Annotated in this window: 21 protein-coding genes; 4 read left to right on the top strand and 17 right to left on the bottom strand. The window is 51.1% G+C overall.

Annotated elements, in window-relative coordinates:
- Nucleotides 1–112: 112 nt before the first annotated feature.
- The 3 genes from BLW29_RS20265 to BLW29_RS20255 form a co-directional block, all read right to left on the bottom strand.
- Nucleotides 113–781, bottom strand: a complete 669-nt coding sequence (locus BLW29_RS20265) for a helix-turn-helix transcriptional regulator (protein ID WP_256208739.1) — start codon at nt 779–781, stop codon at nt 113–115.
- A 91-nt stretch (nt 782–872) separates the two neighbouring features.
- Nucleotides 873–1,298 carry a DUF86 domain-containing protein gene (locus BLW29_RS20260; RefSeq protein WP_090982947.1) on the bottom strand — a complete coding sequence of 142 codons (426 nt, stop codon included), beginning with the start codon at nt 1,296–1,298 and terminating at the stop codon, nt 873–875.
- Between the two features lie 155 nt (nt 1,299–1,453).
- Entirely contained in the window at nt 1,454–1,741 is a 288-nt protein-coding gene (locus BLW29_RS20255) for a Dabb family protein (RefSeq protein WP_090982945.1), read from the bottom strand.
- 97 nt (nt 1,742–1,838) lie between these two features.
- Between BLW29_RS20255 and BLW29_RS20250 the strand changes: the two genes are divergently transcribed.
- Nucleotides 1,839–2,099: a hypothetical protein gene (locus BLW29_RS20250; RefSeq protein ID WP_090982943.1), complete on the top strand. Its 261-nt coding sequence runs from the start codon at nt 1,839–1,841 to the stop codon at nt 2,097–2,099.
- Between the two features lie 50 nt (nt 2,100–2,149).
- Here BLW29_RS20250 and BLW29_RS20245 read toward each other — a convergent pair whose 3' ends face one another.
- The 9 genes from BLW29_RS20245 to BLW29_RS20205 form a co-directional block, all read right to left on the bottom strand.
- Nucleotides 2,150–2,533: a cupredoxin domain-containing protein gene (locus BLW29_RS20245; protein ID WP_090982941.1), complete on the bottom strand. Its 384-nt coding sequence runs from the start codon at nt 2,531–2,533 to the stop codon at nt 2,150–2,152.
- Nucleotides 2,534–2,657: 124 nt separating this feature from the next.
- On the bottom strand, nt 2,658–3,035 hold the full coding sequence (locus BLW29_RS20240; protein WP_090982939.1) for a YhjD family protein: 378 nt from the start codon (nt 3,033–3,035) through the stop codon (nt 2,658–2,660).
- Nucleotides 3,036–3,179: 144 nt separating this feature from the next.
- Entirely contained in the window at nt 3,180–3,569 is a 390-nt protein-coding gene (locus tag BLW29_RS20235; protein WP_090982938.1) for a phage holin family protein, read from the bottom strand.
- A 135-nt stretch (nt 3,570–3,704) separates the two neighbouring features.
- Nucleotides 3,705–5,894, bottom strand: coding sequence for an alpha-galactosidase (locus BLW29_RS20230; protein WP_090982936.1), 2,190 nt, complete (start codon nt 5,892–5,894; stop codon nt 3,705–3,707).
- Nucleotides 5,895–6,055: 161 nt separating this feature from the next.
- Nucleotides 6,056–7,198, bottom strand: a complete 1,143-nt coding sequence (locus BLW29_RS20225; RefSeq protein WP_177186729.1) for a Ger(x)C family spore germination protein — start codon at nt 7,196–7,198, stop codon at nt 6,056–6,058.
- The gene (locus BLW29_RS20220; protein WP_090982932.1) at nt 7,195–8,619 is read right to left on the bottom strand and encodes a spore germination protein; all 1,425 of its coding nucleotides are present in this window, start codon (nt 8,617–8,619) and stop codon (nt 7,195–7,197) included. Before BLW29_RS20220 ends, BLW29_RS20225 begins: the two co-directional genes overlap by 4 nt.
- Nucleotides 8,570–9,706, bottom strand: a complete 1,137-nt coding sequence (locus tag BLW29_RS20215; RefSeq protein WP_177186728.1) for a GerAB/ArcD/ProY family transporter — start codon at nt 9,704–9,706, stop codon at nt 8,570–8,572. Before BLW29_RS20215 ends, BLW29_RS20220 begins: the two co-directional genes overlap by 50 nt.
- A 110-nt stretch (nt 9,707–9,816) precedes the next feature.
- A complete protein-coding gene (locus tag BLW29_RS20210) occupies nt 9,817–10,245 on the bottom strand; it encodes an RbsD/FucU family protein (protein WP_090982927.1) in 429 nt (142 codons plus the stop codon).
- A 31-nt stretch (nt 10,246–10,276) separates the two neighbouring features.
- Complete coding sequence (locus tag BLW29_RS20205; protein ID WP_090982925.1) at nt 10,277–12,082, bottom strand: L-fucose isomerase; 1,806 nt, start codon at nt 12,080–12,082, stop codon at nt 10,277–10,279.
- Between the two features lie 118 nt (nt 12,083–12,200).
- Between BLW29_RS20205 and BLW29_RS20200 the strand changes: the two genes are divergently transcribed.
- Entirely contained in the window at nt 12,201–13,220 is a 1,020-nt protein-coding gene (locus tag BLW29_RS20200) for a LacI family DNA-binding transcriptional regulator (RefSeq protein ID WP_090982923.1), read from the top strand.
- A gap of 556 nt (nt 13,221–13,776) precedes the next feature.
- Complete coding sequence (locus BLW29_RS20190) at nt 13,777–16,455, top strand: DUF5722 domain-containing protein (protein WP_090982919.1); 2,679 nt, start codon at nt 13,777–13,779, stop codon at nt 16,453–16,455.
- A 41-nt stretch (nt 16,456–16,496) separates the two neighbouring features.
- On the opposite strand, the gene BLW29_RS20185 is transcribed toward BLW29_RS20190, so the two are convergent.
- From BLW29_RS20185 to BLW29_RS20165, 5 genes are all read right to left on the bottom strand, one after another.
- Nucleotides 16,497–18,788: a poly(ethylene terephthalate) hydrolase family protein gene (locus BLW29_RS20185; RefSeq protein WP_177186727.1), complete on the bottom strand. Its 2,292-nt coding sequence runs from the start codon at nt 18,786–18,788 to the stop codon at nt 16,497–16,499.
- A 69-nt stretch (nt 18,789–18,857) separates the two neighbouring features.
- A complete protein-coding gene (locus tag BLW29_RS20180; protein WP_090982915.1) occupies nt 18,858–19,997 on the bottom strand; it encodes a metallophosphoesterase in 1,140 nt (379 codons plus the stop codon).
- A gap of 197 nt (nt 19,998–20,194) precedes the next feature.
- Nucleotides 20,195–21,043, bottom strand: coding sequence for a helix-turn-helix domain-containing protein (locus BLW29_RS20175; protein WP_090982913.1), 849 nt, complete (start codon nt 21,041–21,043; stop codon nt 20,195–20,197).
- Nucleotides 21,044–21,110: 67 nt separating this feature from the next.
- A complete protein-coding gene (locus tag BLW29_RS20170; RefSeq protein ID WP_090982911.1) occupies nt 21,111–21,857 on the bottom strand; it encodes a phytanoyl-CoA dioxygenase family protein in 747 nt (248 codons plus the stop codon).
- A 154-nt stretch (nt 21,858–22,011) separates the two neighbouring features.
- Complete coding sequence (locus tag BLW29_RS20165; RefSeq protein WP_090982909.1) at nt 22,012–22,821, bottom strand: phytanoyl-CoA dioxygenase family protein; 810 nt, start codon at nt 22,819–22,821, stop codon at nt 22,012–22,014.
- 142 nt (nt 22,822–22,963) lie between these two features.
- On the opposite strand from BLW29_RS20165, the gene BLW29_RS20160 reads away from it, so the two are divergent.
- Nucleotides 22,964–23,773 carry a helix-turn-helix domain-containing protein gene (locus tag BLW29_RS20160; RefSeq protein WP_090982908.1) on the top strand — a complete coding sequence of 270 codons (810 nt, stop codon included), beginning with the start codon at nt 22,964–22,966 and terminating at the stop codon, nt 23,771–23,773.
- Nucleotides 23,774–23,875 lie beyond the last annotated feature (102 nt).

The raw sequence follows: 23,875 nt of genomic DNA, 5'->3' as shown, positions 1-23,875 counted from the left end.
TGCGGGCTATTGCCCATTTACTTACTGACATAATACCCACCATGGGCTTGTTTTGACACAATACTCGCAAAAAAAAGAGGCATTAGGACCATCTCCTAATACCTCTTTATGCTTATAAACCTGCGATTCGGTAGCTGCACTTGCCGCCGCCTTTAGCCAAACATTCCGTTCGTTCCACGTCCGTTCCAAGCAGCTGCTGAAATAACGACAGCTCGCATTGGCAGGCCTGCTGATAGCGATTGGCGACCTGTGCAATGGGACAATTGTATTCGTGCATCACAAGTCCGTTCTCGTCGTTCTCGAGCGATACCATGTAACCGCCCTCGTTCTGGATCGAAGCCAGCTCGGTTACTTTCTCCTCCAGCGACTTCCCATCCATGCGATAAGCATAGCGTTCGATCAGCTTGCGTTTACGGCCTTCAAACAACCGGTCAACGATAATGGCCGTCTCCGGATCATCCTCCAGCTCTTCCAGAAAGTCCAGTGCGAGAACATGGTAGTTCTTCGGGAATAACAGCTCCGCTTGCTCCGTTAGTCGGAACATATGGGTAGGTCGACCCATTGCCTGACGCACGATGGTCGGCGCAATAAGACCGTCCCGCTCAAGCGTGCCGAGATGGCGGCGCACAGCCATTTCCGTAATTTGCAGATGTTTCGCGAGCTCACCGGCATTCATCTGTCCATTTGTCTTGAGCAGCGTGAGCACGGTCTGCCTTGTCGAACCTTCCAGCCTGAATAGCGGCTCCTTCTGCATATTCGTCGGAGTTCCATCCTGTTCCATTCCCTCACCACCTTCGGCACTACAGCGCGTTCTAATGTCGTTATTGTAACGCATTTTCGCTGATTCGTAAATCGACAACAGCCTCCGGCAGCTAGCTGCCCAGCTCTTGGACGAGATACGCTTCAACAGCGGATTTAAATGCGAGTAACGTTGCAGGCAGCTGCGTCGTTAAGGGATGAAGCTGCGCCCGGTTCCATTCAAAATAATCTTGCACGAGCGGTTTGCGCAGCCGGACAAGCTCCAGCAGCGTCTCCTGCAGCTCGGCCGGATACACGCGCTCACCTTCAATAATCGCAACGATGTCTTCATAGCTGCTTGCATCGCGCATAATAAATCCGTCGATCAGATAACTTCCGATATCCGTGACGGTCTCTATCGCCAAATGCAAGGCACGTTCCTGAGCAAGACCTTGCAGCAAGCTGCCATCCCAATTCTTCTCAAGCTGCGCTAGCGCGATTGTGACTTCCGGGATGACGGACAGCCGCACTGCGAGCTGCTCTCGGTTTACATAATACATACCTGCAAAACCCCTGTTCCGTTATTACCTCTTGTTCTTGCGTGCTTTGCGTTTCAGCCAGACCGTCATGACAATCGCACTGATGATCACGACGATCAGGTAGGTCATCATTTCAAATACGTCACCCATGATTTAAATCGCCCTTTGCCCTTTTCTTAGCTCTCGAAATCTACAGATACGGATGCTTCGCGAACCTCCGTTATATGCGCAATAACTTCTTTATGTATCGGATGAACCTGATAAGCCGCCAGCGTGTCCATGGATTCGAATTTCGTAATCAGCGCGATGTCATACGAACGTTCCGAGTGCAGAACGTCAGTCCCTACTTCAATGGACAGCAGCTCATCGATCTTGCCTTCCATATTCTTAAGCACTTGAACGGTGCGCGCAACGCTCTCCGGGCTGCCGTCCTTCAATTTGAACAATACGATATGCGTGATCATTATAAGTTCGCTCCTTCGACAATGTTTGTTGGATGCTGAACATCCTTTTGTCACATAATAACCCAAGGTCAATCTTCCAGTAAAGGAGATTCAACGCATGCGCTATCCGGTAACGATTGCTGCAACGCTTATCGGCGTCGCTTTATGCCTTTATAACTCTACAGGCTACGATCCACATAATCTGGTGTTCTTCATGTTCAGTGTTCCGGCTTGGATTACAGACATGATCGTGGACATTCATGAGGTCAATGTGTACTTGATGTACGTGCTGACGATTGCGAGCTGGGCACTGCTCGGCTTCATCTGCGATTACGCGGTTGCCAGAAGCCGCAGAGGCCGTCGCCGCTCGTATGACTAATGTTGTGATAATGATAAAAAAGGAGCCGTTTGCGGGCTCCTTTTTGCTTGTTATTCAACGATTAGAACGGACTTCATCTCAAGATGGCCTGTTCCGCAAGCAACGGCACAGTGCATCTCGTATTTACCCGGTTTATCGAATACCACTTCTTGCTCCATCTTGTCGCCTTGAAGATCAATACCCAGATCAGGAATGGCAAGACCGTGCACGCCGCTCTTATTGATCAATTTGAGTTTCACTTTATCGCCTGCTTTAACTTTGTACTCTTCTTTGTCGAATACGAAGTCAGATGAGGCTTCCACTTTCAATAATGTAACGCCCGGCGGCAATGACGCTGCCTCGTCAACCGGCTTACCCGGAAGCTGAGTCGTCAGCAAGTATACGCCCAAAACCGAAGCTGCTGCGAAAACGATGAACATAATCCACTTATGCATTGCTTCTTGCTCCCCTTTTCATCAAATGTCTACTCCCTATATTACATAAGATCGTCCGTTCTTCTCAACCTTAAACCGCTTCTGCAAATAAACTTTTTTCGGCTTTTTGACAAAATGATGAACGTCACCTCGTCAAGTAGCTCTTCAGCAGCCGCTCGGATTCAGCCTTCACGAAGGTCCATGGCATCGAGAACGAATGCCGGTAGCCCATGCAGCTGTATTCCGCACAGAGTCCTGCCGTGCTCCGCTTCTCCTTGTCGACGCCGATGCCGCTGTCCCGAAATTGCCTGCGCATGGCAGCCAGCTCAAGCAGCACCCGATCTTGGAGCCCTCTAATCATCGATTCGTAAAGCCTCGGCAGCTTCGTAGCAGTCGCGCCAATGATTCGAATATCATGGTCGAGAATTTGATTCACGATACCAAGCAGCACGTAGCGTTTCACTAATTCCAGCTCCTTGCCGATCTGAACGGGCGTTGAAGACCCCGCCATATCTACAGCCATACTGACCCCTCCAAGCACCGCGATAAGAACATTTGTTCCCATTATAACAAGTGCAATTTGAAGTTGCAAGACGTGCAAGCGGTGTTCGGATAAGAAAAAAAGACCATCCCAAACAGGATGGCCTCAAAAGAAGCTAGCTATACTTTACTTTTTGTTCTTGAGCACTTCTATAAGTTGACGAAGGCGATCCGGCATGGGAACGCCGATTCTTCCTAGATTCTCGGTAATCGAAATGAGTTCATTTGCCAAATAGAAGTATATGGCTCCTCCCATAGCAATACTGCTAAGCTCCAGTAAAATGTCAACGCGGTGCGCCAGAAGGATGACAACGAGCATGATGCCTTTTCTGGCGATTCCCCATGAACCTATGGAACTGTTTAGTTTCTTCTCCTTAATAGCAGCCGTTATACCTGTGATATAATCCGTCCCCATCGCAACGAGGAGGAGTGTTAAGGATTCCGGCCACATACCGAAGGAGAAGGTTACAAGTGATCCAAACAATGCGGTAATGGTGCAGACAATGGTGTGCGGCACAACCTCACTCTCCCTTCGAAATGCGCTTACAAATCTATCATATGCAGGAGAATATGAGGTTGTCCGTCAAATAGCCCTAGAAACGTATATCGTTTGTATATGTTTTGGTGCAGCAGCAGTAGATCTTCCTATCAACTAATCTTGAGCTGCGAATCGATACACCGTGCTGAAATAATCGCTATGCGGGATGGATTTGGCTACACCGGCATACATCAGCTCGTCGCCGCCTACGACCTCGTCCGTTCCGATCCATTCATAACTATAGTCGCTGCGCAGTCCTTTGAGCTTCAGTCTGCTAAGCGGCGCATTCGGCTCATTCAATTCGACAACATGGACGACCAGCACTTCCCGCTGATCCGGCGACACGAACATCCATGCCGTCTCATTGCCCTCAAACGGGCTGAGCAGCCTATAGAAGGTTCCGTATTGCACGAGCTCGCGAACTTCCTTCACCTGCTCGACTTGGCGCTTGACCTCTTCCTTCTCCGCTTCCGTGAATGCCGTCAAATCAAGCTCATAGCCGAAATTGCCGGACATCGCCACATCCCCGCGCGTCTTCAGCGGTGTTACACGGCCAACCTGATGATTAGGCGATGCCGATACGTGGGCGCCCATCGAGCTGATCGGATACACGATGCTGGTGCCGTATTGGATTTTCAGCCTGCTGATCGCATCGGAGTTGTCGCTTGTCCATGTTTGCGGCATATAGTACAGCATCCCGGGATCGAAGCGTCCTCCGCCGCCGGAGCAGCTCTCGAACAAAACATGCGGGAATGCGATCGTAATTTGTTCCAGTACGTTATAGAGTCCAAGCATGTAACGGTGTGCCGTTTCACGCTGGCGTTCCGCCGGCAGCAGCGCCGAGCCGATCTCCGACATATTGCGGTTCATGTCCCATTTCACATACGTAATCGGCGCGCTCTTCAGGATCGAGCCGATGGCCTCGATAATGTAAGCTTGAACATCCGCGCGTGAAAGATCCAGAATGAGCTGCTTTCTGCCCTCTGAGCGGCGACGCCCAGGCACGTGCAGACACCAGTCAGGATGCGCACGATAAAGATCGCTGTCCGGCGAGACCATCTCCGGCTCGAACCACAGACCGAATTGCAGACCATGGCTGCGTACCCGTTCAGCCAAATCTTCCAAGCCTTGCGGAAGCTTCTTCGGATCGACGAACCAATCGCCGAGCGAACAATTGTCGCTGTCGCGCTTGCCAAACCAGCCATCATCGAGCACGAAAAGTTCAAGTCCAAGCTCGCTTCCTGCTTTCGCAATGGATTCGATCTTGTCGGCATTAAAATTAAAGTACGTGGCTTCCCAATTGTTGACCAGAATAGGTCTTATCGCATCGCGGAAAGCACCGCGGCACAGACGAGTACGGTACAACTCGTGATACGTATGGGACATAGAGCCAAGTCCGGCCGAGGAGAAGACCATCACAGCCTCCGGTGTCTGGAACGCTTCACCCGGCTCAAGCCGCCAGGAGAAATCGAAGGGATTAATCCCCATATAAGCGCGTGCCGTGTGGTATTGATCTACCTCGACGCCGGCCGTGAAGCTGCCGCTGTAAACCAGACTGAAACCATACACGTCCCCTTGATCCTCTGTGGCACCTTCGCCAAGCAGCGCGAAGAACGGATTGTTGGCGTGACTGCTTGATCCGCGGCGGCTCTCGATAGCCTGAACGCCGGGCGTCAGCGCGCGTTTATGAATATAACGCTCACGCGCCCAAGTGCCGGAGAGCTGCAGAAGCTCGAATCCATCATGCGGCAGATCAATGCTTACACTCAGCGCTCTGGTCAGCTGTATAACAGATTGGCTGTCGTTCACGATACGAGCCGAGCGAATGACCGCGTCAAACGCTTCAATAACCGTATAAGAAAGCTCTACCGTAAGCCCTGCAAGCTTGTCCGCCAATGTGACGATCAGCGTCTGTGCTTCATCGCCCGATTCCGCGTAAACGGCAGGCAGTCCTTCAAGCACCGGCTTGCCGTTTACGATGCGATGCGAGACATAGAGCAGCTCCGTTACGGTTGTCCCGTTGGCCAGCTGCACCGCATAGGCCGGGTTTCTCAAATCGCTGGAACCATAGCCGGGATATTCCTGCGGAAGCGTATCGAGTGAAATCGAGCGGTCTTCCGGAATCGGATTCGGACTGAACGAACACCGTTCCGTGCGCTGCAATAGCCGCGAAGCATCCGGATTATTGAGCTTGCGACCCCAATAGAGATGAGTCGGGAATCCTTCCAACGCTTGGAAAATATAACTCATGGAGCGGGTCTGAAGGTGAAAGAGATTGGTAGCGGAATTGAAAATAATTGACATATGCAGCTCTCCCCAATATGGAATAAACGACTCTCTTTAGAGTTCGTTCGAAACGACTAAACCGTAGTCGTCTACCAGTATAGGGCCTTATGATTCCGTACTACATGGATGCTTTTAGCCGTCATATGGATGAATGTAGGATTCTAACTCGCCCCATATGCCTACTTCATCTCAAAAACGCCTGCATGCACGATTTTGAAAGCTACGCTCACCTTGAGATCTGCTTCGCCTGGATGCCAACTCTCGGCTGACGCTGTCTTCTTCCACTGGCGGAGATGGTACCGATACAGCACCTCTTCTAAATTAAATAGATCTGCGCCTTGTTTAATTCCGGCTGTGTACGTCTGCTTAATCTCGGCCTGGATGATCTCACGAATCCGACCTTCAAGCTGCGGAATCGACAGCGAATTGCCCATTTCACTCAATTCGCCTTTTGCTTTCACCTGCAGCTCGAACGTGGGTCGCCCATTCTTCATCTTTACTTTTTTCTTCACTTTCATTTTCCTAATCGTAACGACGTCGGTGCCATCCCCGTTGTTCGGCACGGCATAAATGGCTCGTTTGAAACTATTGTTCGACCAGCGAACGCCTAATGTTTGCTTCAGCGGCAAGTAGAGCGGCTTCTTCTTGTCCTTGAACGCAAACACGCCATCGAGCTCCTGCACCGTTATTGGCTTCATATTCTCGTGCCAAGTATCCTGCGTTATACCAATGCTCGGCAGCAGTGCCGTAACCGCCTTTTCATTATAATTCGCAACGAATGTCTGCATCGTAACAGGCGGCACCGAGCTGCTCTGTTTCGCCTGGGTAAGAGGACTGTACATAAGGCTATATAACTGAGACAGATTGAAGAAAGCACTCGAGGTCAGCAAGTTAATCAGCTCGTCTCGGGTCCCGAATATCCATGATGTATATCTGGTGACACGAATGCGATTCACAGCATCCAGGATTTCATCCATCTTGGCCATCGCCGGTTCTCGAACGATAACGACCTTCACTTGCTCGAAATTAAGCGTGCTCTGCGTGGAAATGGCAATTTGATTGGTTGCGGTATGGACACTCTTCCCGCGGCCAACCCCTACCCAAACGGAAGGCTTCATCATTTTGGGACTCTCTGACTTTGCAATCGAAGAGAAGTCAAGCGTTTGCACATTGACCACAAACTGCCCATCCTGATAATCGATCCCCATTGCCGTGACAAAAGCTTGCGCGCTGAGATCAGTCGTATCCCCGCAGCCGCTCAGCATCCCCGTCAGCAATAACGTTGGCAGCAACAGCAGCAGTGCCTTCCTTAGCCAAGTCATGATACGTTTCGCTTGGCGCGGTATTTCCATGGCAGCTGCCAAACCGCGGAGAGCATCTTCTTGAACTGGAACGGAGCGATCGGCTTTAAGAACGGCATGCCAAACGACTCCAGCGTACAGAAATAGAGCATGACCGAAAAGAACGAAATAAAGAAACCGAACAGCCCCAGAAACGAGGACGCCACAATAATATAAAGGCGAATGACGGTGGCCGAACCGTTCAGCGATTGGTTGACGAGCGTAAACGTCGACACGGCCGTCACGGCCGTAACGACCAGCATAGTCGGCGACGTCAACCCCGCCCTTATCGCAGCGTCGCCGACGATAAGTCCTCCGACGACCGTAACCGTCTGGCCGACCGCCCTCGGCAGTCGAACGCCGGCTTCACGGAAGATTTCGAACATCAGCATCATCAAAATCAACTCCATCTGCGGACTGAGCGGCAGTCCGATTCTAGACATCGTTACGGTGGCAAGCAGCGCAAACGGGATTTGATCGTTATTGAAGGCAAGCAAGCCCAGCCAGAAGCCGGGAAGCGTGCCGGACATGAAGAAGCTGACTAAACGCAGTGTCCTTTCAAAAGCTACAAAGTAGAAAGGCTGATAGGCGTCCTCCGGGGATTTGACCAACAAAGAAACATTTACCGGTGCAATCAATGCTGCCGGGCTGCCGTCCACAAGAATCGCAATTCGTCCATTCATCAAGGACTGCACGACGAAGTCAGGTCTGCCGACGTAATCAATAAGCGGCATCAATGCAATGGAACGGTCTGCGATGATGTCTTCCAACTCTCCGGCTCCATGTAAAGCGGCAATATGAATCCCATTCAGTCTGTGTCTCGCTTCATCGATGACGCTTTGCGACGTAATGCCATGCATGGAAAGCAAACAAATTTTCGTCTGCGTCTCCGTTCCGATCGTGAACCACTCTACATGCATGTTTGGCGTGCGCAAGCGTTTGCGGATCAACGCCAAATTGGTTTTAATCTCTTCGACGAACCCATCGCGCGGTCCCTTTACAGACAATTCCAGCGTGGATTCTTCCGGGCTTCGACCGGGCTGATGCGAACAATTGATGGCATAGAATTGCTCGCCTCCCTGCTTCCATATAATGGCTTGTCCGGAGAATAGACTATCGAACAGCTTCCTCCCGTCAGGACCCGGTTCTAGGGTTGAAATAAACGGGCTTTTCTCCGGATTTATCTGCAAGCGGCTTGCGTCTGATCCCAGCAGGTTCTGCAGCAGACGGGTATCGATCATCCCTTCTGCATACATCATTGTAAATTGCTCGGTCTCTTCATTCCCTCCCGGATCGTGCTCCAAGTGATGTATAACGACATCTCCGCAGTCGCCGACGGCTTTACACAGCCATTCAGAGGTTATTTGCCGCTCCTGCTTCAGCTCGTTGTTTTGCGTTTTCATCAAGGCCGCCCTCCTTCGGAACTCCTTTGAACGATAACAACCATAACCACGTAGTCACGAATACAACAATGCCGATATCCATGATAAAAGTAGATTGGATGATCGTCTGTGCCGCATTTAAATGTCCTAAGAGGATTTTACCGAGCACAATATAGATCAAACTTAACGTTACGATGAAGATTAACCGAGCCTTCGGTTTACGCAGCGGGATTAACTCCAGCACAAGTGCCATCCCAAGCGAGATCCGTACGAATGCCCCGGACATCCACTGATAAATCGCGAAGAAATCCACATGCTCGACATACTTCCCGATGGAGACGAGCCGCCACTGCGCGAATGCGGGATAAAGCAGCTTATCTGCTTCTTCAGGGCCAAACTCGGTAATGGCACCTACTGCGGGTCCAAGCATGAGCAGCATAATAAAGCCAAGCTGCAGAAGCAGCTGCCAATTCTTCATGACGCCGCTGAAGAAGTGTTGAATAAACAACAGCATGAACAATTCCATCAAGCAGCTGACCGCATAAACGGCTCCGTGCAGCGGAGGCCCCCACCCATGCTCCGCCATCGGAAGCAGGAGGGCATAGTTCTTGTTCGGCATATTGACGCTCATGACAAAATCGCCAAGAAAAACGACTCCCGGCAGCAGCAAGCACGACATGTAGGCAATGGCTCGCAATCCGTTCCAAACCGCAAATCCAATGAGGATCATGAAACAAATCATCACGACAAGCTGCGGCGTTTCGGGTAAATACGTGGAGGATGTCCACGAGGTCGTTTGAAGAAACGATTGAAAACTGGTATGTAGGAGAAGGACAATAACGGGAGAGATAAGTACCCAAGCTCCGAATGGGGATAATCGCGTCCGCAGCCATTGGCGTAAATTAATCTGTTTGGTACGCTTCATCGTCCCGGTAATGAAAACCGTTGCCCATGGTATGAGAACAACGAAGGCGATAATACCGCACATCCATGCATCCCTGCTGGAAACTTCAAGCACCGTCGGCAGCAGGACGACATGAGATGAAAGCCCAACCGATAAAGTCAGCATCATGAATACCGGCCAAAAGCCGAGCGATTTCTCCTTCATGTGGGTTCGAGCCTCCTTCCATTTCGGCATAGTTTTACCAAGTTGCGCACAAAAAAACCGACCGCCGCCGATTAAACATCGGGGCGATCGGTTGATTTGATTCAGGCAAGCTAGGCGATAACGCCTTTCTTGAGAATGAGATTGGCATATAAGGCACTTTCGCTGGTAGCGACGATCGCATAGGCTTTGCGCGCACGATCGTAGAACTCGAAGCGTTCGATCATTTCGAACGTCTCGCTTTTGCCTGTCCGCTCGCGAATGATGGTTTCAAAGGTGCCCCAGATCGGCGTTTCTGCTTTGTCGCCCGGTACAACCTGCATAAGCGTCACCGGTTTCTCGACATATTGATCGAGCGGGAACAACTGCAGAATCGCGTTCAGCACTTCCGGCACATTATGGCCGTCACAGCGTACCAAGCGCTGTGCGTTGCTGGCTGCGGGGTAGTTGCCATCCCCGATGACGATTTCGTCGCCGTGTCCCATTTCCATTAAGATCTTGAGCAATTCTGGTGAGATGATATTAGGAATTCCGTGCAGCATGATTGATCCTCCTAAGATAGGTAGTGATGACTTATTTGTACAGCGCTCCGAAATTGTTGCATGCCCGGTAGTCCGCGCTCTCCGGATTGTCCGTACCGAACAGCGACCAAGCGCGCGGACGGAATATGTTCTCTTCTGGCACGTTGTGCATATTGACCGGAATACGGAGCATGGAAGCGAGCGTAATCAGATCCGCGCCTATATGGCCATAGCTGATCGAGCCATGGTTTGCGCCCCAGTTGTCCATGACGTCGTAAACGCTGCGGAACGCGCCTTTGCCTGTCAAGGATGGTGCAAACCAAGTTGTCGGCCACGTCGGGTCCGTCCGTTTGTCGAGCGTATCATGTACATGCTCAGGCAGGTCTACGGAATAGCCTTCGGCGATTTGGAGAACCGGTCCGATTCCCTTCACCAGATTGATGCGGGACATCGTCATCGGCATGCCGCCGCGCGTCAAGTAATCCGACGAATAGCCGCCGCCTCTGAAGTATTCCAAGGATGCCGGACGCCATGAGGTCGCATCCAAGCAGCGCTGCGCTTCCTCTTCGCTGATTTCCCAGAAAGGCTTCATCGCCGGCTTGCCGCCTTGTTCTTGCTGTCCCGTACCGTCAAGCGTTGCCGGTCCGGAATTAATCAGATGCAGGATGCCGTTCTCGGCATGGCCTTCCAAGCGATGCCCTGTTACGCGTTCAACGGAATCCGGGCTCCAGAACGTACGCACATCGGCGAAGATTTGAGCCGTATTCGTAAGCAGGGTTCCGAACAGCATCACGGCGCCGTTCAGGCTGTCATTCTCTGTCGCAACGATATAAGGTGCACGTATGCCGTTCCAGTCGAAGGAGGAATTCAGCATCGCCTCCATGAAATCACCATTCGGGAAGTGGTCCGTCCACGCCCGCTGCCCCTGGAATCCTGAAACAATCGCATTATGTCCAAGCGCTTCCTCGCCATAGCCTAGCTCATCGAGGCGCGGATTGCCGACCATGAGGTCACGGGCAATCTGCGTCATTTTGACAACCGTTTCCCAGTCCTTATCCTTCTGTTCGCGGGTCGTACGGATGGAATCCGGATTGTTGTCCGGGCCTTCCACGCAGTTCTTCTTCACCCATTCCAGCGCTTGCTCGTATTCGGCAGGATCGTAGATGCCCTGCTCCATGCGGCGAACAAACTCTGTCATATCTACATAGTCGGTACGCATGCCGAGATATTCCTGGAAGAACGCATCGTTGACGATGGAGCCTGCAATCCCCATGGAAACCGAGCCCATCGACAGATAAGTCTTTCCTTTCATGTAAGCAACTACAAGTCCTGCACGCGCAAAGCCGAGCAATTTATCACGTACATCTGAAGGAATCGTGGTATCGCCGGTATCTTGCACTTCATTCCCGTAAATGCCGAACGCCGGGAGTCCTTTCTGTGCGTAACCGGACAACACGGCTGCGAGATATACCGCACCTGGACGTTCAGTCCCGTTAAAGCCCCAAACCGCTTTCGGAATCGAAGGGTCCAAATCGATCGTTTCTGTGCCATAACACCAGCAAGGCGTTACCGTGATGGAAACCCCGACATTCTCGCGCGCAAACTTGGTGCCGCAAGCCGCAGCTTCCGCTACGCCGCCGATACATGTATCGGCGATTACGCATTCCACCGGTTCCCCGTTCGGGTAGCGCAAATTCTCTGAGAATAGTCTTGCTACCGATCTCGCCATCTCCATCGTTTGCTCTTCAAGCGACTCGCGGATCCCTTTGCGTCTGCCGTCAATTGCGGGTCGAATCCCGATCTTGGGAAATGAGGATTCAAATCGAGTGCGGATATCTGCCACAGCTAACCCCTCCATTGTCCATAAATGATAATAATGTTACCGATAACATAAAAATAACAATGAAACCGCTTGCTGTCAATCCGTTTCTTGTATACTATTAGTGCATGATTTGTCGATAAGGAGTACGTCCATCATGGTTACAATCTATGATATTGCGGCACAAGCGAATGTGTCGGCGATGACCGTTTCGAGAGTTATCAATAACACTGGCAAGATCAGCGAGAAAACCCGTTTGAAGGTGAAGAAGGTGATGGATGAGCTGGGGTATGTGCCGAATCAGATGGCGCGAAGCCTTGTCTTGCAACAAACCCGCATCTTGTTTCTGCTCATAACGGATATTATGAACCCCTTCTATACGACGCTCGCACGCGGCGCGGAGGATGCTGCGCGCAAACACGGCTACCGCTTGCTATTTGGCAACAGCGACGAGAGCATGGATAAAGAAGGGGATTATATCAACACCATTCTGACCACACGGGTAGACGGGGCATTGCTTGCGCCGACAGGCGATCCATCGCTCCCTCACTTGGAGCAGCTGCGCAAGCACAATGTGCCGTTCGTACTGTTAGATCGCGAGGTTCCCGGCATTGCCTGCGATATCGTACTAGGCGACAGCAGGGATGGAGCCCGTTCGTTGGTCGAACATCTGGTGGAGCAAGGTCATCGTCGTATCGCGCTAGTGAACGGTTCCCCTTCCATCTCGAGCGCTCGGCTCCGGCTGCAAGGCTTTCAAGAAGCGATCAAGCTGAACGATCTGACGCTTCGCGTTGGTGATATCCATGAAACAACCTTCGGACCGCATCTGGATGTGGAAGCCATGGGGCAATGGATAGACAGTATGGCCGGTGAATCGATGCCCACTGCCATTATGGCGGGCAACAACGTCCTTGCAGTCGTCCTCATTCGCCTGCTGCGCGCGAGGGGACTGCGCATACCGGAGGATATTTCCGTTGTCTGTTTCGATGATTTCGGATTGAACTCGGAAATAGATCCGTTTATCACCGTGGCTGCGCAGCAAGCTTATCAATTTGGTTTTCTTGGGATGCAGATGCTGGTTGAGCGCATTCAGGAGCGCAGCAGTACGCCGCCGTGGAAACGGGTCATGCTGCCGGCGGAGCTTATTGTGCGGCGGTCTGTGAAGAAACAGGAGTAGTGTTTATTTAGTAGAGGCGGCTGTATGCCCGAGAAACCGACGTTGGAGACAACGTCGGTTTTTCTGCGCTTCCGGCACGGATTATGTTCTGTTCCTTCGCGATTGATGAGCGCATGCATTGTCGCATTGCCGAATCTAGCAAATTTGGCGGAATTGGTGCATGTAGCGTACCAGGAAGTCTACATCGTAGCAAATTTGGCGGAATGAGCTCATGTAGCGTACGAGCAAGTCTACATCTTAGCTAATTTGGCGGAATCAGCGCATGTAGCGTACGAGGAAGTCTACATAGAGTAACGGTTGCCACCTAGACAACAGTTGGTTTTTTATTCTTGTTGCATGAGCTAAACAGTAGGTCTCGTGACGTTGCGCAGACATTTGTTGCTGCTGGATGCTGTGAAAAACTGTCGATAATCGTAAAAGTATACTTTTTATATAACCCCATCGAATACGTCTATTTTCTTGAATTTATTAATAATCCGGTTAAATCCGTCATTGAAAACGCCTCCAACAAAGTATATATTAGTATATGTAAGTATACTTTTGAAGGAGGTTAATTATGAAGAGCGTTAAACGTTGGATGATTTGGATGACTTGCTTGGCGGTTCTAATTCCATTCATTCCGGGTCCCAAGACGGCCGAGGCAGCTGTGCTGCAGACGGATGTCGGAAGTTTCGAATCTGGGACCGATGGCTGGCAATGGGGCAGTAACGTAACCGGGTTATCGAATGTAACAAGCAGCCTGAATGGTCCGCAAACCCCATACGGCGGCAACCGCATGGGCGAGCTGACAACCTCATCCGCAGCGGGGACAGCGTGGCGGTCGACTTACAAGAACTTCTCCCCTGCCCTCAACGTCTCGGCAACTCCGTACTTCCACGGTGCTTTCAACACCTATGGCATTAACCAATCGCATACGCAGTTTGAAGTAAGGATTACGTTCACTAGCGGCACTCAAACCTTAGTCTCCACACAAGCCATTTCCGGTGACTCCTGGAATGAGCTCAGCGTCGACCTCAGCGATTGGGCCTACCGAACGAGCATTTCCAAAATCGAAGTCGCCTTCCGCTCTGTAACCTACTCATCTGCTTGGACCGGTAAACATCAGCTGGATAATATCGGCTTCTCTGCTTACCCTGCTGCGTATCCGGGCTCCATAAGTTCAGTCTCCGCCAGTTCTACGCAGATCACAGCTGCCGGAACCTACAACACCGCTACCTCCGTTCAGCTTGACCTCATCGAGCTCCAAACCTACGAACAATACAACATCAATACAACCTACACGGCGGATGCCACGCAAACTGTAACGCCAAGCGGCGGAGTTGCCAGCTTCTCGCTTTCCACCGCACGTTATGCCTCCTCCCGCGACAAAGCCTACTCCAAGTTCGTCGTCATCAATCACACCACCAAGAAACTCGTAGCCAGCCCTACTTATGTCACGCAGCAGACAGCCTCCGTCAACACCTTTGCTTTTCCAACGGCGAGCTCGATCAAAGGGCTGCAGGTGCAAACGGTCGATGACGCGCAGAAGCTCGGTATCAGCCATGCGGCACTGAACGTGTCCTATAACGAGCTGTTTCTAGACAACGCAACAGGTGCCATACCGTTCGTGATGGACGGCACTACTTATTATTTCAAGCAATCTTACATTAACGGGCTTGACCATGACATTAAGACATTGTCGGATGACGATGTCATCGTAAGCCTCATTCTCATCATGTACAATGCAGCGGGCACGATTAACTCGAAGCTCGTTTATCCCGATTATGCCGGCGGCACTGTCGCGGCAATCAATACGACCAATGCGGATGGCGTCCGCTATTGGAAAGCAGGCACCGAGTTCCTCGCGAGCCGTTATACCAGAAGCGATGAGTTATACGGCAGAGCTGTTAACTATATCGTCGGGAACGAAGTGAACTCGCAAGCCTATTGGTACGACATGGGCAACAAGCAGCTGCAGGACTTCGTAGAGCAGTACGCCCGGGCTTATCGGATTGCGGAGACAGCGGTGAAGAAGTACTATTCCAATGCCAGAACCTATATCTCCCTCGATCATTTCTGGAACGGAAGCGTCGGTTCTGATGCGCTGCGTACCTACAAAGGCAAAGGGATTATGGACGAATTCAATAAACGAATCACTGCCGAAGGCAACATCCCTTGGAATATCGCGTACCATCCTTATCCGGAGGATTTGTTCGATCCGACGATCTGGAACGATACGAGCGTGACGAACAGTTCGGACTCCGTACGCATCAACTTCAAGAACCTGCAGGTGTTGACCAATTATATCGGAGCGGCGAATTATTTGTATGGCGGGAATAAGCGGAGAATTATTTTGTCCGAGCAAGGCTTCCACTCCCTCAGCAACTCGCTCGCGGATCAGAAAACGCAAGCTGCCGCATACGCCTACTCCTACTACAAAGCGAAATTTCTTGGAGGCATCGACTCCTTCATCCTGCATCGCCATGTCGACCATGGCGGCGAAGGCGGATTGAATCTCGGATTATGGGCACGAGATACGGCCAAATCGGTATTATATGCGCCTAAGGATCAGAAGTACATCTACAATGTGTTCCAGAAGATCGATACGAGTGATTCCGCGGCGGTAACCGATTTTGCTAAAGCGATCATCGGTATCAGCGACTGGGCTTCTGTTATCCCAGGCTATAATGCCTCCCTGCTGGCCGATCGGACGCCTCCTGCAGTCGGAACGCTTTCGTCTGTGGGTTCGATCACGCCGACTGCTAATGTATCTACCTTCGAAACCTCTGCCGATGGCTGGGCCATCTCCGAATATTCGCAATCGGCAGCGACCGTATCCAGCTTCGCCAACAGCCCAGGTACTCCGTTTAGCGGTTCTAAAGCTTTCGAGATTAACATCAACAACGCTACGACCGGCGATGGTGAGGGGGGCGCTCGGGCAGAGAAAGGCATCACGAAAGTGTTCTCTTCGCCTATCAATGTGACGAGTACGCCGAAGTTCCAATTTGCATTGGATTCGTATGGGGCTTGTCCGGGTGCCACGCAGTACAATGTGACCGTTCGGATTTACAGCGGCGGCAACATTATTGAAGGGAAAGCGACGATGACGCCGGATACGTGGAACAAGTATTCGATGGATCTCAGCGGCTGGGCGTACAAAGGCAGCATCGACAAAATCAAAATCTGGTACAGCGCCAATTCTACTTCGATCTGGAATGCGTATTACCAGGTGGATCAGATTGGATTTAGCTCTTAGTAGATAAAAGGTCACCCAGCAGCTGCTGGGTGACCTTTTGTTTAATTAACCGACACGTCATCGCTGATCCCGATATCATCCATCATCACTTTGCCTTGATCGCTAGTGAAATAGAAGGTAACCTGCGTCAGCTCCTCAGGATCGAAATCCGGATTCGCTTCCTCGAAGCGCTCGAATGGCAAATTGTACGTCTGAAATACCGCTTCAGTCGGCACTTTGTATTTGCCGTTCTTGATCGTCTTCTCGAGCCACGGAAAGCGCGTAAATATCGTATAAGGCAGCCGCGTAACCGGCTTGAATTCATCCAGCGGCAGACGAACCGTTGCGCCATCCTCGCTCTTCAGCTCGACGTCGATGTCAGGAAGCGGGATATCCAGACCTTCATCTGCATCCGTCAAGTCTTGCTCCAGATTCGTCATGGAGAAGATAAGCTGCTTGTCCTCGCCCGCTTCACCGACCTGCTCCCCGACTGTATCCGGCAGCTCAAGCGTAAAGCTTCCGTCCTCTTCTTTCCACTGAAGCACGACGCCGCGGGAGCCTTTCTTATTCCCGTCACGATCCTCTGCCCCTTCTTCGGACCACTGCAGATTCTCCGCTTTGGCCTTCACGCCGCCGCTCATCTTGGACTTGTCATAGTCTTCGTCCATTCGAGCAAGCGGCAAGAAACTGCTGTCTTCGAAACGATTGATATACGTCGCTTGCGGAAGCCACTTTAATCCTGTGCGATAATCGCTGAACAGCGGCTCATATTCCTTCTTCCCGAGCAGTGCCGCTTCCAGAAAAGAGCTAATATAGACTTTGGCGATCTCTCGCTGATCTTCTGCCGGAATCATCCCGCTTCTGCGCAGCAGCAGGCCACCGGGCAGACTGTCGTCCATCGTTCCCCAGTCCGTATTAAACCGGCTGTGATTCGCCTCCCCGATATAGAGCGTCGCCTTGAAGCGATCCGAATCAGGAGAGAACGATGTTCGAATATATTGGCGTTCGCCGTTAAAGGTGTCTACGTCCCCGTCACTCGCTCCTTGCAGCGACAGATAGTATTTATCCTTCAACTCCGCCTTCATCTTATCCACGTTCGTATCTGTCGGTGCTACGCCAACAACGGCTTGAATGTTGATGTTCTTCATGCTGGCAAGCGTTTTGTCGTCCTTAAACCACTTGTTGCGGTCAGCCGCCATCGCAACGGCCTGTCCGCCTCTGGAATGTCCGATTAACGCCACTTGCTGCAAATTAACCGATTGATAGAACGGATTGTCCTTCTGCTCGCTAAATGTCGCAATTTGCTGCAGGTGCTTTAGCAGAATCCATGCCCGAACTTTCATATCATTGTTTGGGATATTGCCCCAGAAGGAGTAATTCAGAAAATTCTCATCCACCGAGACGGCGATAAATCCTCTGCTCGCAAGCATTTCACCGAGATATTCATATCCGCCATCCGAGAATTGCTCCATCAGATGATTACCGTGAACGATGAGTACAAGCGGATAATTCCCCTTCTCCTCAGGCATCCATACGCGGCCATTCAGGGGAAGCTCTCGCTGATCGAATCCCCAGAAGAAATGGCGCAGCCAATTCCAGCGTTTGATATACGGGGATGCATCTACCGACAGGGATGTCAGATCGACACCTGAGCCGAATTCATCGCGATGCGTATCATTCCCGCTGCCATAGGTGAAACTACGGACACGGTAAAGTCCGGGCTCCGCCGGATTGTCGGCCTGCAGCAGTTCGACTGCGCCTGAATCCTGAGCAGGCAAGGCAGTTACAGGCAATACGGCAGACTGTACATTCATCGGCCACTTATCGAAGGTCAAGCCGGCTAGCGTTATGGCAATAACCAACGTCACCTTCACTAGCACCGCAATCCGGCGGCTTGCCAGCACACCGATAAACAGTCCGCCTAATACGCCGATCAAGGCAAAGCTGACACTCATAATAATGGATAATGGATCTCCGATATCCGTTTCATCACATATTTTATACATGATCGTACCCGAAGCGGCGAATACGGCCAAGGTCAGTCGCGGAACCGGCACATAGCAAAGTGTCAGCAAATAAGCGCCAATCACGCCTGCTGCGCCTATTACGATAGCCCCGAGCAGGACAACAAGCACACAGTCGAAGAGGATTCCAATCCCTGTCGGCATCCCCAGCGCTGCAATAATCAGTAATGTGCTGCAAACGATCCACACGCCAACTAAAGCGTATCGCCAAATCGTAGTGTCATAGTGAAAGGTATGTTTAGCCCGATCCAGCAGCCAACCCGCAAGTCTCTTCAAGAAGCTCTCTCTCGCTGGAGGCGCCGGCATCGGCGTTATGAGTTCAAGTTCCATAGATGGCTGGCTCCTCGGATTCATAGATTATAGCTCGATTATACGCCGCTTTCGAACCTCAACCAACAGCTATTTGTTGTCATTGCTGGGACTCTCGAAATTCACCTTGATCGATAAAATCTCGCTCCGACTACCAATTCGAATCGGCGGCCCCCACGTTCCGAAACCGGAAGAAACAAATGCATGCAGCTGGTCTTTGAGCAAATAACCGTAATCCAGCTCAAAAATCCGTCTGGTCACCAGATGATTCGGTGCCATCTGTCCACGATGCGTATGACCATGCACAGAGAGATCTACAACGCCTGTTTTGGCTAAATCACCGATGGAGCTTGGCTGATGATCCATAACGATTACCGGTAACGCGTGATCCAATCCCTCTATCAGCTCCGCAACTGGCTTTCGATTATGATCGGATTTATCCTTGCGCCCGATGAGGTAGAATCGATTGTCAATGAGCTGTGCTTCATCAAGCAGCACCGGGATGCCAACATCCTGCATCTCTTTGACATAGACGGGAACGCCGCCGCCGTAATTCTCATGATTGCCCAGAATAGCGAATATGCCGTAACGGGCTTTGATTTCCGCCAGTTTGCGACCATATTTATGTTTAACGAACGGCTCTACAGCATCATCCAGCACATCTCCTGGAAGCAGCATGATATCCGGCTTTAAGGCATTCGCTTGATTCACAAGTCGCTGCAAATGCCTTCCGCGTACGGTCGACCCGAGATGAAGATCCGAAGCAACGGCGATATGGAGCGGTTGTCCATCCCCTGCTGCCTTCGGAATCGCAACCTCATAACGCCGAACGATCGGACTCCATGCGAGGAAAGAGCCAACAGCCAGAATGAGCAAGACAATCACAATCACTGCCGAACCCGTTATGAGAATCGAATCTCTATTCGAGAATGAAGCTGCGCGGAGTCCCCATGCAGCCAAGTCGGCGAACGGAAGAATCAGCACACTGTATTGCATCACTGCAATCCAGTAAGAACCGATCCATTTCATGCCTTCTCCCATGAATCCGGGTAACGCTTTGCGAAGCATCCTTGCAAGGATGTACGAGAATGCAATAATACCAAATACCGGCCAAAACAACCCTCCCGGTACATGCCCGCCCGTTGCTGAAATAAATAACTGCAAATGCCATCCAATATAAACCTGCAAGCCTAGAAAGATGGATAAAATAATGGTCAATCTGACTGCCATAATGCCTCCCCCGCATGGAGCTTCTCCATGTTTTCATCGTTCTATGATTCTTTAAATCTATTTCTATCAGTATACCGATTCCACGCGCAAATAGCGATTTCACTCTGGTCGAAGGCGATACCTTCGCATCATAGCAAAAAACCGGCCAAGCTCTGCTGGGGGGCGAGAGCCGGGCCGGGTGATACCAAGCGATTATATTATTGTTTCCGGAATAGTCTTGGCGGCAAGCTGAACCGTTTCTTAAAGGCACGTTCGAAATGCGGCAGCGTATTAAAGCCGGAAGCGAAGCAAATTTCCGTGACAGGAAGCTGCGTGGTCTTGAGCAGCGACTTCGCAAATTGCAGCCTTAGCTCCTGAACGTAGCTTTGGAACGTAGAGCCTGTCCCTTTACGGAAGCATTCGCTAAAATAATTAGCGGACAATCCGCAATAGGACGCCACTTCCTCGAGCGGGATAGCCTCGCGGAAGTGATGCTGGATATAAATCAGCGCTTTGCGCACGGATGATTGAACCGGCTGCATGGGGTCTGGCGTCGCAGTCTGCGTAGGCTGAGATCCCTTGCATTTGCGTGACAGGTCAATAAGCAAGCGCTCCACGCTGCCTTGGATGAGCAAATCGCTGCCCGCTTGCCAGTGCAGCGTCTCATCCCAGATGCGTTCGTACTCCCGTTCAATCGCATCGATTTCTTCACCGACATACCAATACGTATGCTCGGAATTCGGACCGAATAGCAGCTCCGATAGCTGTTCTCGGATGAATTGTTCTTTGAAAATAAAATCGTACAGCTGGAGCGTCTCTCCCGGATCGGACTTTAAGCTGTGAAAATCCGCAGGGGTCAGCAGAAAAGCCGAGCCTCTCGTTAGGCGAGTAGGCACGCCATTGAGCACATGCGTACCGCTTCCCGATACGACAAAGCCCATTTCAAAAAACTCATGCCAATGCGTATCGATCAATCCGTCTATGGAATGCTTGAAGAGGCGGAAGGGAGCAGACAAAGTCATATAACTGTCGTTTAATAATCGTTCTGGGCCTTTATAGACGCTCATCCCACTCTACCTTTCGCCTGATGTTGGTGTTCGTATTGTTCGTATGGTAGTTAAACCGTTATCCGTATTATACGTTAACGAAGTCGCTTCCTGCGATATCTTTACCGCGGGCAAGCCAAATCTTGAAGTTCGGGTTCTTCTCCGGAATGACGCGCGCTTCCGTCGAGAAGTAACGCATCGTGTATCCGCAGCGGCGGAACGGACTTGGATTCGGTGTTGCGCCGTGAATGATCCGCGAATCATGAATGGAGCATTGTCCCGGCTCAAGCTCGAAGTAGACGGCTTTGGATTCGTCGATGTTCTTGATCTGCGTCGTGAAGATGCTGTCGTCGGTATCGATGTCTTCGTAATCGGAGAAACCGTTGCTGTGCGTACCCGGAATAACGCGCATGCAGCCATTCTCTTTCCAGCTGCGGTCGATCGCAAGCCATACGGTAGCGATTTTGTCATAGCGGCTCAGACGGCCTTTCCAATACGCGGAATCTTCATGCCAAGGTGTCTGTTTGCCAATAAGCGGCTCCTTACAGATAAAGTGACTCGACCACAGACCGATGTTTGGTCCAAGGATAGGTTCTACCAAATCAAGCACTTCATCACTTAGCAGAAACTTCAAGAGACGCTCGTCGCGGAAATGCGGCGTGTCGAGTTCACTGTTCAGACGACGTCCTACCAGCTCCCACTGTTCCTCGAAGATGGCGGATAATTCGGCTTGCTTCTCCGCACCGAATACTTGGTTCTTATACAGCATATACCCGTTTGTATTGTAAAAATCCACTTCTGCTTGTGTCAATCGATCGTTTGCGATATTGGACATTGTAATGCCTCCTAAGCGATATGATCTATGGATCTATTATCGCTCGGTTCGCCATCCATCCGCTTCGCATCTTCACCGATAAACTATGCATATCTTCGGCAATACATACAAACCGCATCACCATACGGTGCTGCGGCTCGCATGAACAGCTCATTTAATGATACGTAAATTCTCCCATTTCTACGCCGCACGGACCGCCATCCGGATTTCCTTCCAGCTCGACCTTCGTTCCATCTGCTTTATAGAGCGGGTTGTAGTGCACATTAATCCGGCTTGCGGAAGAATTCGCATAATGGCAAATGAATGCGCGACGGAACTGGTCCTTCGTCTTGTTCCGATAAGAGCCGTGGATCAAATTGCCGTTAAAGAACAGCACGTCGCCCTTCTCCATGATGACCGGCATGACAACACCGTCTTTGGGCGGTTTCACGTAGTGGGTCGTAAAGGATTCATTCGTATCCGCCTGATCCGGACATGAGATTTCATGTGCATGCGTCTTAGGAACAACTAGCAGGCCGCCATTCTCCTCATAGGCAGCATCGACAGCTGTCCATGCGGCAATGCAGTTGCCCGGTTCGACCTGCAAATAAAAATTATCTTGATGCAGCGCTTGGCCTCTGGAGCCCGGCGGCTTGTAGTAGAACATACTTTGTGCCGCATACGCCTCTTCGCCGTATAGATCTGCGAGCACTTCCATAACCGGTTGATGAAGCATATATTTCATCGCTGTATCGTTGTAACGATGCGGATGCATGACACGCGGAAAACGCTGCAGCGGATCGGTAACACCTGGCTCAAGGTTCGGCTCAAAATAACCCGGAATCGTCTCGTGACTCATCGTATCAAAGGTCTCTACAATTTCAGAAAGATGCGAAGGTGCGAACAACCCCTTCACAATGAGATAACCTTCCTTATCGAATTGCTGTTTCTGTTCCGGCGTGAGAACTCGCAAAGCTTCTGACATTCCTCTTCCCCCTATTAAGTAGATAATGACAGTCCATCACTGTACCTTTATTGTAGAGAATTTTGCGTTCATGCAGAAGTAACAATGTTGCTAATTACTCCTACTATCCTGCTATAATGGATGTCAGAGGAGTGAGCCGGACATGAACGCAAAGGGACCTGAATTGCCTTCCTATATCAGGGAACAAGGCGGATATATGGTTATCGCCAACCATTTTCAACAGCCTGATAACTACTCCATTAAACGGTCGGAAGGGATGGGGGATTGGCTCATCACCTATACGATTGCAGGCGAAGGTTATTTTCTGATTGATGGAGAGGAACGATTCTGCCAGACGGGCGATGTAACCTTGATGCATCCCGGTGTACCGCACCAATATGGCACGCGCAAAGGGAGCAACTGGAATTTCGTATGGGCACATTTCACGCCGCGGTTTATGGAGACTAGCCTGCTTCCAAGCGAGAGGCTGCTTATTCATGCGATCGACAGCAACGTGGCGAGGAATCGCATCCATCAAGCATTCAATCGGCTGATCTCCGACTCCATCGAGCGCAGCCTGTACTGGAACGAATTATGCGAGAGTACCATGCGCGAAATCCTGCTGCTGCTGGCCCAGCGGTTATCCAAGCAAGTGGATCCCCGTATAGATGAGATCCGACATTTGCTCTCCACGCGTATGCAGGATCCCATTCGAATCGATGAGCTGGCCCGGGCAGTCGGTTTATCACCATCACGACTGTCGCACTTATACAAAGAATCCACAGGGTCATCCATCGTTGATTCGCTCAACGACATGCGCATCCGCCAGGCTGCCCTCCTGCTGGAGCATACCGACCGTCAAGCCTCCGAAGTCGCGCTCGATGTCGGCTTTCAGAACTACAACCACTTCGCCGGCCAATTTCGCAAACGGTACGGCATGAATCCACGTGCATATAAGAATCGTGAGCTGTGATTGGCGCGAGCTTGGGGTATCAGCTTTCGTCGCATCAACCTCCTCAGATTGTTGCATAAACTGCAACAATAATACGCTAAAGCAGCTGGATACTACTATTTG

The organism is Paenibacillus sp. CF384, from assembly GCF_900106745.1.
Taxonomy (GTDB): Bacteria; Bacillota; Bacilli; order Paenibacillales; family Paenibacillaceae; genus Paenibacillus_Z.
This window is presented reverse-complemented; position numbering and strand designations above follow the sequence as displayed.

What these genes read in the sequence shown, in the direction of transcription:
- BLW29_RS20210 (WP_090982927.1), bottom strand. Translation starts at nt 10,245, where the DNA reads ATGCTGCACGGAATTCCTAATATCATCTCACCAGAATTGCTCAAGATC.
- BLW29_RS20230 (WP_090982936.1), bottom strand. Translation starts at nt 5,894, where the DNA reads ATGTCAATTATTTTCAATTCCGCTACCAATCTCTTTCACCTTCAGACC.
- BLW29_RS20175 (WP_090982913.1), bottom strand. Translation starts at nt 21,043, where the DNA reads ATGAGCGTCTATAAAGGCCCAGAACGATTATTAAACGACAGTTATATG.
- BLW29_RS20265 (WP_256208739.1), bottom strand. Translation starts at nt 781, where the DNA reads ATGGAACAGGATGGAACTCCGACGAATATGCAGAAGGAGCCGCTATTC.
- BLW29_RS20170 (WP_090982911.1), bottom strand. Translation starts at nt 21,857, where the DNA reads ATGTCCAATATCGCAAACGATCGATTGACACAAGCAGAAGTGGATTTT.
- BLW29_RS20260 (WP_090982947.1), bottom strand. Translation starts at nt 1,298, where the DNA reads ATGTATTATGTAAACCGAGAGCAGCTCGCAGTGCGGCTGTCCGTCATC.
- BLW29_RS20205 (WP_090982925.1), bottom strand. Translation starts at nt 12,082, where the DNA reads ATGGAGGGGTTAGCTGTGGCAGATATCCGCACTCGATTTGAATCCTCA.
- BLW29_RS20240 (WP_090982939.1), bottom strand. Translation starts at nt 3,035, where the DNA reads ATGGCTGTAGATATGGCGGGGTCTTCAACGCCCGTTCAGATCGGCAAG.
- BLW29_RS20190 (WP_090982919.1), top strand. Translation starts at nt 13,777, where the DNA reads ATGAAGAGCGTTAAACGTTGGATGATTTGGATGACTTGCTTGGCGGTT.
- BLW29_RS20255 (WP_090982945.1), bottom strand. Translation starts at nt 1,741, where the DNA reads ATGATCACGCATATCGTATTGTTCAAATTGAAGGACGGCAGCCCGGAG.
- BLW29_RS20215 (WP_177186728.1), bottom strand. Translation starts at nt 9,706, where the DNA reads ATGAAGGAGAAATCGCTCGGCTTTTGGCCGGTATTCATGATGCTGACT.
- BLW29_RS20180 (WP_090982915.1), bottom strand. Translation starts at nt 19,997, where the DNA reads ATGGCAGTCAGATTGACCATTATTTTATCCATCTTTCTAGGCTTGCAG.
- BLW29_RS20165 (WP_090982909.1), bottom strand. Translation starts at nt 22,821, where the DNA reads ATGTCAGAAGCTTTGCGAGTTCTCACGCCGGAACAGAAACAGCAATTC.
- BLW29_RS20200 (WP_090982923.1), top strand. Translation starts at nt 12,201, where the DNA reads ATGGTTACAATCTATGATATTGCGGCACAAGCGAATGTGTCGGCGATG.
- BLW29_RS20160 (WP_090982908.1), top strand. Translation starts at nt 22,964, where the DNA reads ATGAACGCAAAGGGACCTGAATTGCCTTCCTATATCAGGGAACAAGGC.
- BLW29_RS20245 (WP_090982941.1), bottom strand. Translation starts at nt 2,533, where the DNA reads ATGCATAAGTGGATTATGTTCATCGTTTTCGCAGCAGCTTCGGTTTTG.
- BLW29_RS20250 (WP_090982943.1), top strand. Translation starts at nt 1,839, where the DNA reads ATGCGCTATCCGGTAACGATTGCTGCAACGCTTATCGGCGTCGCTTTA.
- BLW29_RS20220 (WP_090982932.1), bottom strand. Translation starts at nt 8,619, where the DNA reads ATGAAAACGCAAAACAACGAGCTGAAGCAGGAGCGGCAAATAACCTCT.
- BLW29_RS20185 (WP_177186727.1), bottom strand. Translation starts at nt 18,788, where the DNA reads ATGGAACTTGAACTCATAACGCCGATGCCGGCGCCTCCAGCGAGAGAG.
- BLW29_RS20225 (WP_177186729.1), bottom strand. Translation starts at nt 7,198, where the DNA reads ATGACTTGGCTAAGGAAGGCACTGCTGCTGTTGCTGCCAACGTTATTG.